A 15,420-nucleotide genomic window follows, 5' to 3' on the forward strand; every position below is an offset into this window, starting at 1 on the left:
TGAATTTCCAGCGCTTTATTCTTTCCGCTCAAAATTTAGGCAGCTCGCCCGGCCAGATCGCCGCCAGCGCCGCCCAGGCCAGGGCCATGCGCCGCTCGTGCGCGCCGCCCACCCGCGTCGCGGCAATGCCAGCCTCCTCCAGCGCCTGCCGGTAGAGGCCGAACAGCCAGTCGCGCTGGGTAGGATGGCTGCGCAGCGGGTCCGGCTCCCAGGGGATGTCCGGCTCGGCCAGCAGGGTCAGCGCGTAATCGCCGGGCCGGTACAAATCCAGCAGGCCGGGACTGCAATGCCCGTGCGCCACCTCGCTCCAGATCTTGCAATTCAGCGCGGTGGTGTCGCACAACAAGACTTGGACGTCGCCGGCCAAGGACTGTTCCGCCGCCAACTGTCCGCGCGCCACTTCCTCGATGATTTCCGGCGTGGAACGGTACGGCCGCTCGGCGAAATAGTCGCGCGCGTATTCCGGCACCCAGGCGGCGGCAATGCCGGCCGCGTTCAGCGCCGCCGCCAGCGCGCGCGCCAGCGTGGTTTTGCCGCAGGACTCCGGCCCCACGATGGCGATCTTCAACGGCCGCGTCGCGCCCTCTGACATCCTGCTGCTCTCGAATTGCGGAAAAGCGTTCAATTATACGCCGCTTGCCGCGCTATCAACAGTCGGGCCGCTGTTCTCAACAAGTCAGGGGGACAGCCCTGTGCGTCAGCTGTGGACAAGACGGCTAAGCCCTTGCCGCAAAATGGATTTGATTGTTTCGCTCAAAAAATAAGCAAGCTCGTGGTTTACCCACATCCAGCGTGAAAAGCCATGTGGGACAATTGTGGATAAACACGCCAAGTCCTTGTTCCGTCAAGCGCATTTTCATCCGCTTATTTTTTGAGCGAAAATCCGCGCCGAATCAAGATAACGGCATGCCGCGACGCCCTCCATCGCCGTTCCGCCGCCACGGCGTCCACTTTTCCGTTTGCCCACATCCAAGGTGTAAAGCCGTGTGGGTGAGCTGTGGACAAGCACGGCAAGGCCATGAAAAATCGGCACAAAAAAAGGCCGCTCAAAAAATGAGCAGCCTGGGTGACGCATAGTGTCTTAATGCGCGCTCATCTCACCGCGCAAGGGCCGGGCCAACTGCGCCGCCAGTTGCGGGCCGCTCAGGCCGGCGGACAGCAACACGTGCAGCTTGGCCAGCGCCGCTTCCGGCGTCAGGTCCGCCCCGGCCACCGCGCCGGCGCGCGCCAGCGGCTGGCTGGCGGCGTAAGCGCCCACCTCCACCGCGCCCCGCGGCGCCTGGGTGATGTTGAGCACCGCGCCGCCGCGCGCGGTCAAGGCCTTCACGCCGGCCAGCAGCGCCGGATCGGCCGGCGCGTTGCCGCTGCCGTAGCTCATCAGCACCGCCGCGTCCAGCATCGGGTCCGCCATCAGGCGGCCGGCCAGCGCCGCGCCCTGCCCCGGGCTCAGAAACAGGCAGGCGATATTCAGGTCTTCGCGCAGCGCCTTCGGCTGGAACTCGCCTTGCGCCGGCAGCCAGGCGGCTTGGTTCCAATGCGGGTGAATGGCGAAACGGGCCAGCGGCTCGGCGTTGGGCGAGCCGAAGCCGGCGAACTGCTCGACGTCCAGCTTGCGCGCGCGGCTGCCGCGCAGCAGCAGGCGGTCGAAGGCGATGACGACTTCGCGCAGCTCCGGCTGGCAGGCGGCCTCCAGCGCGTCGGCGACATTGTTCCAGCCGTCGGAGCGCGGATGCAGCAACGGCAATTGCGCGCCGGTCAGCGCCACCGGCTTGGCCAGGCCGCGCAAGGCGAAGGCCAGCACGCCGGCGGTATAGGCCATGGTGTCGGTGCCGTGGATGACGACGAAGCCGTCGTAGTCGCCGTAGCGCTCGGCCAGCGCGGCGATGATGCGGTTCCAGTGACGCGGCTCGATGGCGGAGGAGTCGATCAACTCTTCGAATTCGACCACGTCGAAATCCAGGCCGGGGCGGCGGAAGCGCTCCAGCAGGCCGGGCAGCAAGCCCGGCGACGGCGCCAGGCCGTCCGGGGTTTCGGTCATGCCTATGGTGCCACCGGTGTACAACACTAAAACGCGGCTCATGCGATCTCCTGCAAACAGTGTCCAATGCCGCGATGGTAGCTCAATTCGCCGCCGCCGCGGCAGGACTGTCCACGCGCAAACGCACCGCGTCGTGTCGCCAGTACTCGTAATCGCAGTCCAGCGTCGCGCCGGCGGCGTCGCGATTCACTCGGCGGACCAGCAGGATGGGGCTGCCCTCGGCCAGCATCAGCGCCTGCGCCACCCGGCCCTGGGCCGCCGCCGGCAAAATGTCGAAAACCGCGGCCGCGTACTCGATGCCGTAGCGGCGGCGATACAGCTCGGTCAGCGACCGGCTCAGGTCCTGCCCCTGGATGTCCGGAAAGCGCTCCGGGCGCAGAAAGTGCTCCACGTACAACGCCACCCGTCCGTCCAGGCTGCGCTGGCGGCGAATTTTCCACAAGGAGCTCAAGGGCGGCACTTCCAGCGCCCGGCACAGCTCGGGCGAAGCCAGCACGGTCTCCACGCCCAGAAGCCGGGTTTCCGCCGCGCGTTGCTGGGCGTCGGCCATGCGCTGGAAATGGTTGCCGTGGAGCGGCGCGTACTCCAGCCTGGGAAAGGCGACGAACCAGCCGCGCCGTTCTTCGCGGTACACCCGTCCTTCGGCCTCCAGCACGCCCAGCGCCTCCTTCAGGGTGATGCGGGTGGTGGCGAACAACTCGGCCAGCGCGCGCTCCGACGGCAGCCGGCCGCCGGGCCGCAGCAGGCCGCCGTCGATTTGCTGCAATAAGGCGGCGCGGATGCGCGCGGCCTGGGAAAGCGGTTTCGGTTCAGTCATCAGGACTAGTCCAGCTATCAGGTCTCCGCCGGCTTTTTACCAAGCAAAAATGACAAGGAAATGAAGCGTCCGCCGCGCGGAGGCGCCGCGTCGCGACGATTCGTCACCGATCCGCAATCAAATTGCCATGCGACGTAAACCGGAATGTCATCTGTACGGAATACCATCAGCATCGCTTTTATTTGACCTAGTCCAAAGGGATGGATGCCATGAATACACCGTTGCGCTGCGCCGTGCTGGGCGCGCTGGCCCTGCTGGCCAACACCGCTTTCGCCGACAACCTGAACGCGCTGATCCAGGCCGCCAAGAAGGAAGGCGAGCTGAACGTGATCGCCCTGCCTCACGACTGGTGCGGCTACGGCGGCGTGATCGCCGGCTTCAAGGCCAAATACGGCATCAAGGTGAACGAGCTGAATCCGGACGCCGGTTCCGCCGACGAACTGGAGGCGATCAAGGCCAACAAGAGCAATAAGGGCCCGCAGGCGCCGGACGTGATCGACGTGGGCCTGTCCTTCGGCCCGCAAGCCAAGGCCGCCGGCCTGCTGCAGCCCTACAAGGTGTCCAACTGGAAAACCATTCCGGACAGCGTCAAGGACAAGGACGGCTATTGGTACGGCGATTACTACGGCGTGCTGGCCTTCGAGGTGAACAAGGATCTGGTCAGCAAAACGCCCACCGACTGGAGCGACCTGCTGAAGCCGGAATACAAGAACGCGGTGGCGCTGGCCGGCGACCCGCGCGCCGCCAACCAGGCGATCCAGGGCGTGTTCGCCGCCGGCCTGTCCCAGTCCAAGGGCAATGTGGCCAAGGCCGCCGACGCCGGCCTCAAATTCTTCGCCCAATTGAACAAGAGCGGCAACTTCGTGCCGGTGATCGGCAAGGCGGCCTCGCTGGCCCAGGGCAGCACTCCCATCGTGATCCGCTGGGACTACAACGCCTTGGCCGACCGCGACACCCTGAAGGGCAACCCCAAGGTGGAGGTGGTGGTGCCCAAGAGCGGCGTGGTGGCCGGCGTTTACGCCCAGGGCATCAGCGCCTACGCGCCGCACCCCAACGCCGCCAAGCTGTGGCAGGAATACCTGTTCTCCGACGAGGGCCAGCTGGCCTGGCTCAAGGGCTATTGCCACCCCACCCGCTTCAACGATCTGGCCGCGCGCAAGAAAATCCCGCAGGACTTGCTGAGCCGGATGCCGGACGCCGCCGCCTATAAGAAGGCCTTGTTCCCGACGCTGGAGCAGCAAGAGGCGTACAAGGCGGTGATCACCAAGCAGTGGGACGGCGTGGTCGGCAGCAATGTGAAGTAAGCCGGCTTCTCTCCCTTGGCGCGCGGCTTCGCCGCGCGCGGGTTCTCTTTGGAAACACGCCCTCATGTCCGCATCTTCCGACTCCCTCTCCGGCCGCTCCGGCCCGGCGTCGCCGCGCCGCTCCGGCGGCGGCTTCGTCTCGCTGTCCTGGCTGGGCGTGGCGCCGTTCTTCCTGTTCGCGCTGCTGTTCCTGCTGCTGCCCACCGCCCGCTTGCTGCTGGGCGCCTTTCAGGACGCCGACGGCCATTTCACGCTGAACAATATCGCGCGGCTGTTCGAGCCGGCGATTCTCGACGCCTACAAGATCAGCCTGCAGATCAGCGCGGCTTCGGCGCTGCTGGGCGCGGCCTTCGGCCTCTTGCTGGCCCTGGCCGCGATCCGCGGTCGGCTGCCGGGCTGGATCCGCCCGACGCTGGCCACCTTTTCCGGCGTGGCGTCCAACTTCGCTGGCGTGCCGCTGGCCTTCGCCTTCCTGGCCACGCTGGGCCGCATGGGCCTGGTGACGGTGCTGCTTCGCCGCTATCTGGATTTCGACCTCTACGCCGGCGGTTTCAGCATCCTCAGCTTCAGCGGCCTGACCCTGACTTATCTGTACTTCCAGATTCCGCTGATGGTGCTGATCGTCAGCCCGGCCATAGACGGCCTCAAGACCGAATGGCGCGAGGCCTGCGACAGCCTGGGCGGTTCCGCCTTCGCCTACTGGAGCCGCATCGCGCTGCCGGTGCTGTGGCCCAGCATCCTGGGCGCGGCGCTGCTGCTGTTCGCCAACGCCTTCGGCGCGGTGGCCACCGCCTACGCGCTGACCGGCAGTTCGCTCAACATCGTCACCATCCTGCTTTACGCGCAAATCCGCGGCGACGTGCTGCACGACCAGAACCTGGGCTACGCGCTGGCGCTGGGCATGATCGTGGTCACCGGCCTGTCCAACGCCGCCTATATCTGGCTGCGCGGCCGCGCGGAAAGGAGCCGGACATGAAACACGAGCCCGTTCACAGACCGTCGTCGCGGCTGGGCGCCTGGATCGCCGTCGTCGCCGGCGGCCTGTACTTCCTGCTGCCGCTGTTGGCCACCTTCGAATTCAGCCTGAAGATGCTGCGCGAGGGCTACAGTCTGGAAGCCTACAAGCTGGTGCTGCAGGATCCCGGCTTTCAGCAAAGCTTCGCCTATTCCGCGCTGATGGCCTTGTTCACCATCGTCATCGGCATCCTGCTGGTGGCGCCCACCGCGTTCTGGATCCAGCTCAAGCTGCCGCGGCTGCGCCCGCTGGTGGAGTTCATCACCCTGCTGCCGCTGGTGATCCCGGCCATCGTCATCGTGTTCGGCTATCTGCGCCTGTTCGGCAGCGACGCCTGGCTGCCCTTGACCGGCAGCGAGCGCGGCACCGATCTCTTGCTGGTCTGCAGCTATGTGACGCTGGCGCTGCCCTATCTGTACCGTTCCATCGACGCAGGCCTGTCCGCCATCGACGTGCGCTCGCTGGCCGAGGCGGCGCAAAGCCTGGGCGGCGGCTGGCGAGTGATCCTGCTGCGAGTGATCTTCCCCAATATCCAGTCCGCGCTGTTGTCCGGCGCGTTTCTGACCTTCGCCATCGTCATCGGCGAATTCACCATGGCCAGCCTGCTGGCGCGGCCGGCCTTCGGACCTTATCTACAGTTGATCGGCGCCAACCGCGCTTACGAGCCGGCGGCGCTGGCCATCATCGCCTTTTTGATCACCTGGGCGGCCATGGGCCTGCTGCAGGTGGCCGGCCGTCACCGCCGCGCGCTGCGCGAGGCGACGGCCGCCGAATAAGAGAGAACCCATAATGGCATACCTGGACATCCGGCATCTCAACAAGCGCTACGGCCAGCACACGGTGGTGCACGACTTCAATATGCGGGTGGAAGCCGGCGAGTTCGTCACCTTCCTGGGCCCGTCCGGCTGCGGCAAGACCACGGTGCTGCGCATGATCGCCGGCTTCGAAACGCCCAGCGGCGGCGCCATCCGCCTGCAGGGCGAGGACATCACCGCCTGCGCGCCGCAAAAGCGCGGCATCGGCATGGTGTTTCAAAGCTATGCGCTGTTTCCCAATATGAGCGCCGGCGAGAACATCGCCTTCGGCCTGAAGATGCAAAAGCGCTCCGCCGCCGACATCCGCTGCAAGGTGGCGGACGCGCTGGCCTTGGTGGAGCTGTCCGGCAAGGAAGATCACTACCCGCATCAGCTTTCCGGCGGCCAACGCCAGCGGGTGGCGCTGGCGCGCGCGCTGGTGGTGGAACCGCGCATCCTGCTGCTGGACGAACCGCTGTCGGCGCTGGACGCGCGCATCCGCAAGAATCTGCGCGAGCAGATTCGCGACATTCAGCGCAGGCTGGGGCTGACCACCGTTTTCGTGACCCATGACCAGGAGGAAGCGCTGACCCTGTCGGACCGCATCTTCGTGATGAACCAGGGCAAGGTGGAGCAGGAGGGCGCCGCCGAAACCATCTACACCCAGCCGGCCACCGAGTTCGTCGCCCGCTTCATGGGCAACTACAATCTGCTGTCCGCCGGCGACAGCCGGGCGCTGTTCGGCCTGGAGATCCAGGGCCATCTGGCGATCCGCCCCGAGTCCATCCAGTTGCTGCCCGGCGACAGCGCCGAAACGGACAGCCTGCCGGCGGTGGTGAGGCAACGCCAGCTGCTGGGCAACATCGTCCGCTACCAGGTGGAAAGCGCCGGCGCGCTGCTGCAGGTGGACCGGCTGAACCGCAATCCGGCGGACTTGCTGGCCGACGGCGCGCCGGTGCGGCTGCGCGTCCAGCGCGACGATATGCGCGAAGTGCGTTAAACGTCCGTTGGCCGGCGGAAATAGGCCATCTGCCGGCGCAGGCTGCCGGCGCGCTGCGACACTTCCTGCGCCGCCGCCGACAATTGCTCGCTGGCGGCGGCGTTGCCCTGGGACAGCTGGCTCAGGCCCTGCATCACCTGGTTGATGCCGCCCACGTGCTGCGCCTGGGCCACGGCCTCCTTGGAAATGTCCCGCACCAGTTGCCGGGTTTGCTGGCTGGACTCGACAATGGCGCTCAGGCTCTTGCCCGCCTCCTCCGCCAGACGCACGCTGCCCGCCGCCACCTGGCCTATCTCCTTGGCCGCGGTCTGGCTGCGCATCGCCAGCTTGCGCACCTCGTCCGCCACCACGGCGAAACCCTTGCCCAGCTCGCCGGCGCGCGCCGCCTCGATGGCGGCGTTGAGCGCCAGCAAATTGGTTTGATAGGCGATGTCGTCGATGATGTCGGTGCGCTGGGCGATCACATGCATCGCCTCTATGGTTTCGCCGACCACCCGGCGCCCCTCCTCCGCCTGGCGCGCGGCCTCGCTGGCCACGTCGCCGCTGCGGCTGGCGTCGCGGGCCATCGCGAACATCTGGCCGGCGATCTCGTCCACCGCGTGGCTGGTCTGCTCGATGTCGGAGGAAGTGCGGCAGGCGCTGTCGGACAAACCCTGCGAGGCGCTGTTCAATTGCAAAGCGGCGTTGGCCACCGCGTCCGCGTCCTGCTGCACTTGACCGATCACCCCGCTCAGCTTTCGCCCCATCTGGCGGATGTGCGCGGCCAGGCTGTCCTCGTCCGACGAGGCCAGCCGCAGCCGGAAATCCAGTTGACCGCCGGCCAGCTCGCGCATGCCCTGCGCCACCTCGTCCGGCTCCGCGCCCAAGGTTCGCAGTATGCTGCGCGCCAGCAGCAAGGCCGCGGCGATGGGCAGCAACACCCCGGCCAGCACCGCCAGCGCCAGCCAGCTTTGCCAGCGCGCGGCCGACTGCTGCTGCGCCAACGCGTCGTGAATCCGGGCCAGCACCGCGTTCTGCACTTCCAGCAAGGCGTCGATGCGCCGGCTCGCCACCGCGAACCACTCCTCGCTCGGCAAGCTCTGCATCGCGCCGGGTCCGCGCGCCAATACCGCGTCGCGCAGCGCTTCGTACGCGCCGCTCGCGTCCATCGCCTGGGCCAGCAGACGTTCGTCGCCGTCGTTCTGCCGGTACAGGCTGCGGCACAGCGCCTCCTGCGACACCATGCCGCTGGCCAGGCGGAACTCGTTGATATTGAAACTGCCCACCGCCAGCACTCCGCCGATCAGGCCGCGCGCGCGGCCGGTGTACTCCGTCTGGCAATGCAAGGCGGACCATTGCTGCACCAAGGCGCGCACGTCCTCGCTTTGGGAATAGAACAGGGTGATGACCTTGGAGAGCCGCTCGATGATTTCGGTGTAGCGCTCAAACGCCGGCAACGGCGAAATATGGCGCTGCGCCACGTCGCGGCGCAAGGTGGCGAGCAGTTCCGCCGCCGGCAGCTGCTGAGAGAGAAACAAGCTCGCCTTGCGCGATAGTTCGTCTGCGGGTTGCCGGCGCAAGCGGATCAACAACGCGTCGGCCAGCGCTTTTTGCCGCGGCAGGGCTGCCGGCATCGGCTTATGCTCGTTCAGATAACGGTTGCTCAGCCCGCGCTCGATCTGCAGCGCGTGAATCAGCTCGCCCACTTGCTGCACATCGTCCACCAGGGCCTGATCGCGCTGCAAAGCCTGGACCGTCCGCCACTGCGTAAAGGCAAACCACAGCGCTCCGCACAACAAGAGCAGCACCAGCGGAGCGATCAACAAGGCCAGCTTGTGCACCAGCTTCAGACGGAAGTGCATCGGGTATCCTGTTTGCAAGCCGTGGATCAAGAACCGCCGGAGCGCAGTGCCTTGCGCGGCGGTCCAACCGCTCTAACTATAGGCAATGGCTGAACAAGGCGAACACAGCGGCATGAGGCTGGCGCCGAGGAAACCCGCGCGCAAAGAAAAACCCGCCGCGAAAGGCGGCGGGTTGAGGGGAGACGGCGATCAGGCCGCGCGCAGGCTGGCGATCATGATCCAGCCTATCAAGGCCGGCGCCATCGCCATGCAAAAGCCGCGCATCAGACGCATGCCGCGTCCGGCGCCGTCGCCGCTCAGTTCGCGGCGCACCACCGGCCAGGCTTTCCAGCCGACGAACAGGGCCAGCAGCAGTTCGCCCACCGGCATCAGCAGCTTGGAAGTCAGATAATCCAGCAAGTCGAAAAAGCTCATGCCGAACAGCTGGTACTCGCTCCACACCCCCAGCGACAGCGACGCGGGGATGCCCAGCAGGAAAATGCCCAGCGTCATCGCCCAGGCGGACTGGGTGCGCTTGAGGCCGAACTCGTCCATAGCGAAGCTGGTCACCACCTCCAGCAGGGACACCGAAGACGTCAACGCCGCCAGCAGCAGCAGGCAGAAGAACATCACCGCGAACAGCTGCCCCAGCGGCAGATGGGCGAACACCGCCGGCATGGTGATGAAGGTCAAGCCCGGGCCGGCCGACGGATCGAAGCCAAAGGCGAACACCGCCGGCAACACCATCAATCCGGCCAGGAAGCAAGTGGCCACCGTCAGCGCGATCACCCAGAGGGCAGAGCCCAGCAGATTGGATTCCTTGCTGACGTAAGAGCCGTAAGTGATCATGATGCCCAGGCCCAGCGATAGCGAGAAGAAGGCCAGGCCCAGCGCGTCCACCAGCATCGCGCTGCTGACCTTGGAAAAGTCCGGGGCCACGAAATATTTCACGCCTTCCCAAGCGCCGGGCAGGGTCAGGCCGCGGGCGATCAGCACCAGCATCAGCACGAACAAGGCCGGCATCAGGAATTTCGACAGGTTCTCGATGCCCTTCTGCACGCCGCCGGCCACCACCCACACCGTCAGCAAGGCGAAGCCGGCGTGATAGGCGATGGGCTCCAGCGGATCGCTGATGAAGCCGCTGAAGATGGCGCCCAGGGTCTTGGCGTCCGAGGTCATGATCCCTCCGCCCAGCGCCTTGACGATGTAGGCGATGGTCCAGCCGCCCACCACGCTATAGAAGGACAGGATCAGAAAACACACCAAGACGCTCATATAGCCGATGACGGGCCAGCCGCCACCGGCCAGTTGCCGGAAGGCGCCGACGGCGCCGGCCTTGGACGCGCGGCCCAGCGCCATTTCGGCCAGCATCAGCGCCAGGCCCAGCGTCAGGCAAATGCCGAGATAAATGAACAGGAAGGCGCCGCCTCCATTGGTGGCGGCGACATAGGGAAATTTCCAGATTGCCCCCAGCCCGATGGCCGAGCCGGCGGCGGCGAGGATGAAACCGAGGCGCGAGCCCCATTGTGATCTTGCCATGATGCAGTCTGCTTCTTTGTCCGAATATTTGTTTTTGAATCGCCGAAACCGACGCCCGCGCCCAAACGCGATCGCCGCAGCGGCAAAGGTGCTGTTTTTGCGCCGACAAGGCGCGGCCCGCGCCAGGCCAGATCATGAAGCCCGGGAACGAACGGAAGGGACCCGGCATGCCGGGCAAGGGAGAGAAAACCGCCGTGTGGGCGGGCCGAAAGCCGCGTCAGGGGTGGCGACGGGCCATGGTTCTCGCTAGTGTATTTTGCGTACAAACACGAATTTACCATGATTGATGGCGATTTCCAGCGTACACAGGCAATTAATTCTGATTTCCGGCGGAGGCGCAGCCATTTCCCGGCAAAGATGAGCGAACCAAACGCCTCCAAACAAGTTGGGCATGAAATATCTGTACTCAGGGAATACACTTAGAGCGGCGGACAAAAATCAGCCTCACGCCCAAGGCAAGGCGCGCCGCGGACAAGACGGCGAGCCGAAGCAAGGCGGCGTCCGGCGTTTTTGTCAGCCGCATTTAAGACCAGCGGCCCCACTGCTACGCGCCTGGCCACGCCAGGAGCGAACTCGCCGGCCTCACGCGACTTACGGAGAGCCCTATGGCGATACTGCAAGCCTTTCAATCGCTGATCGACACCGTACAGGGCGCCTTGATCATCGCGCTTCCCGCCGACGGCCAGATCGTCAGCGCCAATCAGCTGGCCGCCATTCTGCTGGCCACCCCGCACGGCGACCTGATCGGCCAACCCTTCTCCCGCTTCCTGCCCGACCCCGCCGACGGCGAACTGCTGGCCGGCGAACTGCGCCGCACCAGCATGATCTACAACCGTTCGCTGACCTTGCAAGCCAGCGGCGGGCGCCGCTTCGAGGTGCAGATGTCGCTGCGCGAGGTGGAGCTGGAGGGCGCGCTCATGCTGGTCTACAGCTTCAGCGACCGTACGGAAACCAAGGTGATGAGCCAGCTGCTGGATTTTGAGCGCAACTTGGTAGAGCGCTCGATCAGCCTGATGAAAAGCCTGCGCGCCGAAGACAAGCTCACCGACGACGACAAGCTGACCGGCGTGGCCGGCATGCACCGCCTGCTGTCAGCCGCCCATGCCGAAACCGGCCGCGCGCGCCGCTACGGCGGCGCCGTCTCCGGCCTGATCCTCAGCCTGATGAACGTGCCCGAGCCGATGCCGGAACTTGACGAAGGCTCGGCGCACCGCCACTTGCTGCGCCTGGCCGGCAGCCTGTGCCTGCAAAGCACGCGCGACAGCGACCTGGTGGCCCAGCGCGAAGACGACGCCTTCATCATTCTGCTGCCCAACACCGGAGTCAGCGGCGCCAATGAACTGGCGCGCCGGCTGATCAAATCGCTGCGCCAGCTGAGCTTCGTCTACCAGGGAGAAGAGCGCAAGGCGGCCGCCTGCGTCGGACTCAGCGCTCTGCGCGGCAGCGAGAACACGCCCAAACCCATGCTGGAGCGCTTGAACGAAGCGCTGCAAAAAGCGCGGGAAGGCGGCCCCAACTACATCGTCAAACTGCCCTGAACGCCGATGAAGAACAAAGCGGCGGCGCGTCGCCTGGACGCCCCGCCGCTCCTCTTGCTTTCCCGTCCTCAGCGGATCAGCAACTCACTTCCGCATTCTTCCGCGCATAGAACCACCAGCACAAGGCGATGCAACTGAGATAAAACACGATGAAGCACAGCAAGGCCGGCTCCGCGCCGCCGGTCGCCTTCATCGAGGCGCCGAAGCTCTGCGGAATGAAATAGCCGCCATAGGCGCCGATGGCGCTGATGAAGCCGCCTGCCGCGGCCGACTCCTTGACCCCGTCCGCCTCGGCCTGCTTGCGCGCCTCTTCGCCGCGGCCGGCCGCCGCGCGCAGCCGCCCCGTGGTGAAGATGGTCGGAATCATCCGATAAGTCGAACCATTGCCCACGCCTGCCATGGTGAACAGCAGCAGGAACATCGCGAAGAAACCGGCAAAGCTGCCGCCGCTCAATTGTCCGGCCGCGTCATGCGCCGGCAGGAAGTGCAGCACGCCCACCACCGCCAGGGCCATCACCGCGAACACCCACAAAGTCACCCGCGCGCCGCCGAGCTTGTCGGAAATCACGCCGCCGATCGGGCGCACCAGCGCACCAAGCAGGGGGCCGATAAAAGCGAACTTGGCCACCGGCACATCCGGGAATTGGGTCTTGGTCAACAAGGCGAAAGCGCCGGCAAAACCGATGAAGCTGCCGAAAGTGCCGATGTAGAGCCAGCACATCAGCCAATTATGCTTGCGACGGAAAATCACCGCCTGCTCGGTGAAGGAAGCCTTGGCGTCCGCCAGGTCGTTCATGCCGAACCAGGCCGCCACCGTGGCCACAATAATGAAGGGCACCCAGACAAAGCCGGCGTTCTGCAACCACAGGCTCTTCTCCACCCCGTCTTTAACATAATGTTGCGCATCGCCGCCAAAGGCGCCGAACATGCCGCCGGTCACCACCAGCGGAATCACGAACTGGGCCAAGGACACCCCGAGGTTGCCGAAGCCGGCGTTCAAGCCGTTGGCCGCGCCCTTCTGCGCCTTGGGGAAAAAGTAAGCGATATTGGCCATCGAGCTGGCGAAATTGCCGCTGCCCAGGCCGCAAAGCAAGGCGATCGCCAGCATCACCGGATAGGACGTCGTGGGATCCTGCACCGCAAAGCCCAACCACAAAGCCGGGATCAACAACGAGGCGGTGGACAAGGTGGTCCATTTGCGGCCGCCGACAATCGACGGCATGAAGGAGTAAAAAATGCGCAAGGTCGCGCCGGACAGCGCGGGCAAGGCCGTCAGCAAAAACAGCTGATCCTTGGTGTAATTAAAGCCCGCGTTCGGCAGGTTCAGCGTTACCACGCTCCACAATACCGAGATGACGAAAGCCAGCGTCAGACACGGAATCGAAATCCACAAATTGCGCCGCGCAATGCTCTGGCCTTCCCGCTGCCAGAACTCGGCGCTTTCCGGCTCCCACCGTTTGATGACATAAGACATGACTCAACCCTCCCCGTCGGCCCGGGTCATGGCCGGACCGGCGCTATTTGACAATCTTTTAACGGCGGCGCTTAAACGCGCCGCCATGCAACTCAAACTCAGCGGCTGGCGGCGGCCGCCAGGCGCAAACGCTGCTCGGCCACCGGTTTGAACGAGTAATGCATCCAGACCAGGCTGACGCAAACCGTGCCGTACAGCAGCATGAAGCAACTGGAACGCACCCCGGCCAGATCCACCAGCGCGCCGAACAGAATCGGCAACACAAAGCCCGCCAGGCCGCCGGCCAAACCCACCACGCCGGACACCGCGCCGATGTTGTCGGGAAAATCATTGGCGATGAACTTGAACACCGAAGCCTTGCCCACCGCCATCGCCACGCCGGCGATGAACAAAACCATGGTGAACAACACCGAGTTCAAACCGATATGCAGGCTCCACGGCCCCTTGACGGTGGCCACCACCATCTCGGTTTGCGGATAAGACAGAATGAAGAAGCAAACCCATAGCACCCACATCACCCACCACGTGGTGCGATACGCGCCGAAACGGTCCGACATCCAGCCGCCGATCGCGCGCAATACGCCGCCGGGCAAGGAAAAACAGGCGGCGAGAAAAGCAGCGGTTTTCATATCAAAGCCGTACTCGCCGACAAAATACTTGGTCAGCCACAAGGACAAGCCCACGTAGCCGCCAAACACCACCGAGTAATACTGCGAGTAGCGCCACACCCTCGGGTCGCGCATCACCCTAAGTTGATCGATGAAACGCTGGCCGCCGCCGCTCAAATGCGCCGGATTGTGATGGCTGCAAAACCAGAACAGCAGCGCCGTGGCCAGCATCACCCCGGCGTAAACCTGGGGCACCAGCGTCCAGCCGCCTAGCGCGATCAAGGCCGGCGCCACGAATTTGTTCACCGCCGCGCCGGAATTGCCCGCCCCGAACACCCCCATCGCCATCCCCTGATGCCGCGCGTCGAACCAGCGCGCCACATAGGGCGTGCCCACCGAAAAACTGCCGCCGGCCAAGCCGATGAATAGACCGATCAGCAGGAAATGCCAGTATTGGGAGGCGTACTCCATCAGATAAATCGGCAGCACCGCGCTCAGCATCAAACAGAACAAGACAATGCGGCCGCCGTAGCGGTCGGTCCAGATGCCCAGCGGCACTCGCACCAACGAGCCGGACAAGACCGGCATCGCCACCAGAATGCCGAACTCGGTTTCGTTCAGACCCAGTTGCTGCTTCACCGGAATGCCCACCACGCCCATCATCATCCACACCATGAAACAGACGGTGAAAGCAAAAGTGCTGACGGCCAGCACCGAGTACTGCTTATACGCCGCGGATGTCATCTTTCCTCCCTCTGCGGCCAGGCGGCCGGCCAGTCCAACTCCATACTCACACCTTACTGCCCGCGCGCCGGGAAACCCATTCTCCAGACGTGGGCAAGGACAAAGAAAAACGATCTAATCGAGATAGTTCTTTTGGGTGGTATTCGAGAGAGGAGCTAGGGGCCAAAGGGGAGGAAGGCGGCGGAACGGCTCTACTTTGCGCCAATGCAAGTTACAGCCCCGGCGACATTGGCTAAGATAGGCGCATTGCCAACAAGGGAGCCTCCCCCATGAATGCCGCCAAGAAAATCCGCCGTTTCATAGAAGAAGGACACGACCCGCAGCAGATGCAGGTGCTCAAGGAATTGGCGACCGCCTTGGAAATGGGCCGCTCCTTCGACCTCAGCCTGCTCTACGACATCGACATGCGTTATTTCGACGTCGCCATCGACCTGCTGAAAGACTGGCGTTTCGATCACCACATCGCCTCGCGCAGCAAGCTGCTGGAGCAGTTGCTGACCGAGATCGCGCCGGAGAAACAGGCGAAAGCGTCGGAAAGTCCTGCGGACAAGCCGGCGGCAAGCAAGGCCGCAAAACCTAAAAAATAAACAGACAACGGCGATGCCGCCTGGCGTTTATCAATAAACGCCAGGCGGCATCGCCGTTTTGTCTTGCTGTTCCGAACGCGGCCGCGGACGCAACAAAGCCTCCCATAGGGAGGCTTCTTTGTTCCGGCGCCGTCCGGCGGCG

General features: G+C 64.7%; 13 protein-coding genes. 6 read left to right on the forward strand and 7 right to left on the reverse strand.

From position 1 onward, the window contains the following. Positions 1-28 precede the first annotated feature (28 nt). From JW897_RS07915 to JW897_RS07925, 3 genes are all read right to left on the reverse strand, one after another. Positions 29-592: an AAA family ATPase gene (locus tag JW897_RS07915; protein WP_048414609.1), complete on the reverse strand. Its 564-nt coding sequence runs from the start codon at positions 590-592 to the stop codon at positions 29-31. A gap of 489 nt (positions 593-1,081) precedes the next feature. Then, entirely contained in the window at positions 1,082-2,080 is a 999-nt protein-coding gene (locus tag JW897_RS07920; RefSeq protein ID WP_205465733.1) for an asparaginase, read from the reverse strand. 40 nt (positions 2,081-2,120) lie between these two features. Beyond that, positions 2,121-2,855 carry a UTRA domain-containing protein gene (locus tag JW897_RS07925; RefSeq protein WP_205465734.1) on the reverse strand — a complete coding sequence of 245 codons (735 nt, stop codon included), beginning with the start codon at positions 2,853-2,855 and terminating at the stop codon, positions 2,121-2,123. A 209-nt stretch (positions 2,856-3,064) separates the two neighbouring features. Here JW897_RS07925 and JW897_RS07930 point away from each other — a divergent pair, with 209 nt between their 5' ends. From JW897_RS07930 to JW897_RS07945, 4 genes are all read left to right on the forward strand, one after another. Continuing rightward, complete coding sequence (locus JW897_RS07930) at positions 3,065-4,159, forward strand: ABC transporter substrate-binding protein (protein WP_048414632.1); 1,095 nt, start codon at positions 3,065-3,067, stop codon at positions 4,157-4,159. A gap of 64 nt (positions 4,160-4,223) precedes the next feature. Then, entirely contained in the window at positions 4,224-5,135 is a 912-nt protein-coding gene (locus JW897_RS07935) for an ABC transporter permease (protein WP_048414612.1), read from the forward strand. Continuing rightward, complete coding sequence (locus JW897_RS07940; RefSeq protein WP_205465735.1) at positions 5,132-5,950, forward strand: ABC transporter permease; 819 nt, start codon at positions 5,132-5,134, stop codon at positions 5,948-5,950. Before JW897_RS07935 ends, JW897_RS07940 begins: the two co-directional genes overlap by 4 nt. A gap of 13 nt (positions 5,951-5,963) precedes the next feature. Beyond that, positions 5,964-6,968 (forward strand): ABC transporter ATP-binding protein, encoded by a 1,005-nt coding sequence (locus tag JW897_RS07945; RefSeq protein WP_205465736.1) that lies wholly within the window; start codon positions 5,964-5,966, stop codon positions 6,966-6,968. Here JW897_RS07945 and JW897_RS07950 read toward each other — a convergent pair. Together JW897_RS07950 and JW897_RS07955 are read right to left on the reverse strand one after the other, a co-directional pair. Further along, positions 6,965-8,809 (reverse strand): methyl-accepting chemotaxis protein, encoded by a 1,845-nt coding sequence (locus JW897_RS07950; protein WP_205465737.1) that lies wholly within the window; start codon positions 8,807-8,809, stop codon positions 6,965-6,967. The two genes, JW897_RS07945 and JW897_RS07950, sit on opposite strands and share 4 nt — an antisense overlap. A 189-nt stretch (positions 8,810-8,998) precedes the next feature. Next, positions 8,999-10,327, reverse strand: a complete 1,329-nt coding sequence (locus JW897_RS07955) for a sodium-dependent transporter (RefSeq protein ID WP_048414615.1) — start codon at positions 10,325-10,327, stop codon at positions 8,999-9,001. A 605-nt stretch (positions 10,328-10,932) separates the two neighbouring features. Here JW897_RS07955 and JW897_RS07960 point away from each other — a divergent pair. Further along, positions 10,933-11,865, forward strand: coding sequence for a PAS domain-containing protein (locus JW897_RS07960; protein ID WP_048414616.1), 933 nt, complete (start codon positions 10,933-10,935; stop codon positions 11,863-11,865). Positions 11,866-11,941: 76 nt separating this feature from the next. Here the strand turns inward: JW897_RS07960 and JW897_RS07965 are convergent, their stop codons facing one another. Together JW897_RS07965 and JW897_RS07970 are read right to left on the reverse strand one after the other, a co-directional pair. Further along, on the reverse strand, positions 11,942-13,339 hold the full coding sequence (locus JW897_RS07965) for a NarK family nitrate/nitrite MFS transporter (protein WP_205465738.1): 1,398 nt from the start codon (positions 13,337-13,339) through the stop codon (positions 11,942-11,944). Positions 13,340-13,437: 98 nt separating this feature from the next. Continuing rightward, a complete protein-coding gene (locus JW897_RS07970; RefSeq protein ID WP_205465739.1) occupies positions 13,438-14,691 on the reverse strand; it encodes an MFS transporter in 1,254 nt (417 codons plus the stop codon). Between the two features lie 269 nt (positions 14,692-14,960). On the opposite strand from JW897_RS07970, the gene JW897_RS07975 reads away from it, so the two are divergent. Then, complete coding sequence (locus JW897_RS07975; RefSeq protein ID WP_205465740.1) at positions 14,961-15,278, forward strand: hypothetical protein; 318 nt, start codon at positions 14,961-14,963, stop codon at positions 15,276-15,278. The last annotated feature ends 142 nt before the right edge of the window (positions 15,279-15,420 follow it).

It is taken from the genome of Chromobacterium alkanivorans (assembly GCF_016937655.1).
Classification (GTDB): domain Bacteria; phylum Pseudomonadota; class Gammaproteobacteria; order Burkholderiales; family Chromobacteriaceae; genus Chromobacterium; species Chromobacterium alkanivorans.

Bases quoted from the DNA above. Each gene is read 5' to 3' on its own strand.
- JW897_RS07915 (WP_048414609.1), bottom strand. From the start codon at position 592: ATGTCAGAGGGCGCGACGCGGCCGTTGAAGATCGCCATCGTGGGGCCG.
- JW897_RS07920 (WP_205465733.1), bottom strand. From the start codon at position 2,080: ATGAGCCGCGTTTTAGTGTTGTACACCGGTGGCACCATAGGCATGACC.
- JW897_RS07925 (WP_205465734.1), bottom strand. From the start codon at position 2,855: ATGACTGAACCGAAACCGCTTTCCCAGGCCGCGCGCATCCGCGCCGCC.
- JW897_RS07930 (WP_048414632.1), top strand. From the start codon at position 3,065: ATGAATACACCGTTGCGCTGCGCCGTGCTGGGCGCGCTGGCCCTGCTG.
- JW897_RS07935 (WP_048414612.1), top strand. From the start codon at position 4,224: ATGTCCGCATCTTCCGACTCCCTCTCCGGCCGCTCCGGCCCGGCGTCG.
- JW897_RS07940 (WP_205465735.1), top strand. From the start codon at position 5,132: ATGAAACACGAGCCCGTTCACAGACCGTCGTCGCGGCTGGGCGCCTGG.
- JW897_RS07945 (WP_205465736.1), top strand. From the start codon at position 5,964: ATGGCATACCTGGACATCCGGCATCTCAACAAGCGCTACGGCCAGCAC.
- JW897_RS07950 (WP_205465737.1), bottom strand. From the start codon at position 8,809: ATGCACTTCCGTCTGAAGCTGGTGCACAAGCTGGCCTTGTTGATCGCT.
- JW897_RS07955 (WP_048414615.1), bottom strand. From the start codon at position 10,327: ATGGCAAGATCACAATGGGGCTCGCGCCTCGGTTTCATCCTCGCCGCC.
- JW897_RS07960 (WP_048414616.1), top strand. From the start codon at position 10,933: ATGGCGATACTGCAAGCCTTTCAATCGCTGATCGACACCGTACAGGGC.
- JW897_RS07965 (WP_205465738.1), bottom strand. From the start codon at position 13,339: ATGTCTTATGTCATCAAACGGTGGGAGCCGGAAAGCGCCGAGTTCTGG.
- JW897_RS07970 (WP_205465739.1), bottom strand. From the start codon at position 14,691: ATGACATCCGCGGCGTATAAGCAGTACTCGGTGCTGGCCGTCAGCACT.
- JW897_RS07975 (WP_205465740.1), top strand. From the start codon at position 14,961: ATGAATGCCGCCAAGAAAATCCGCCGTTTCATAGAAGAAGGACACGAC.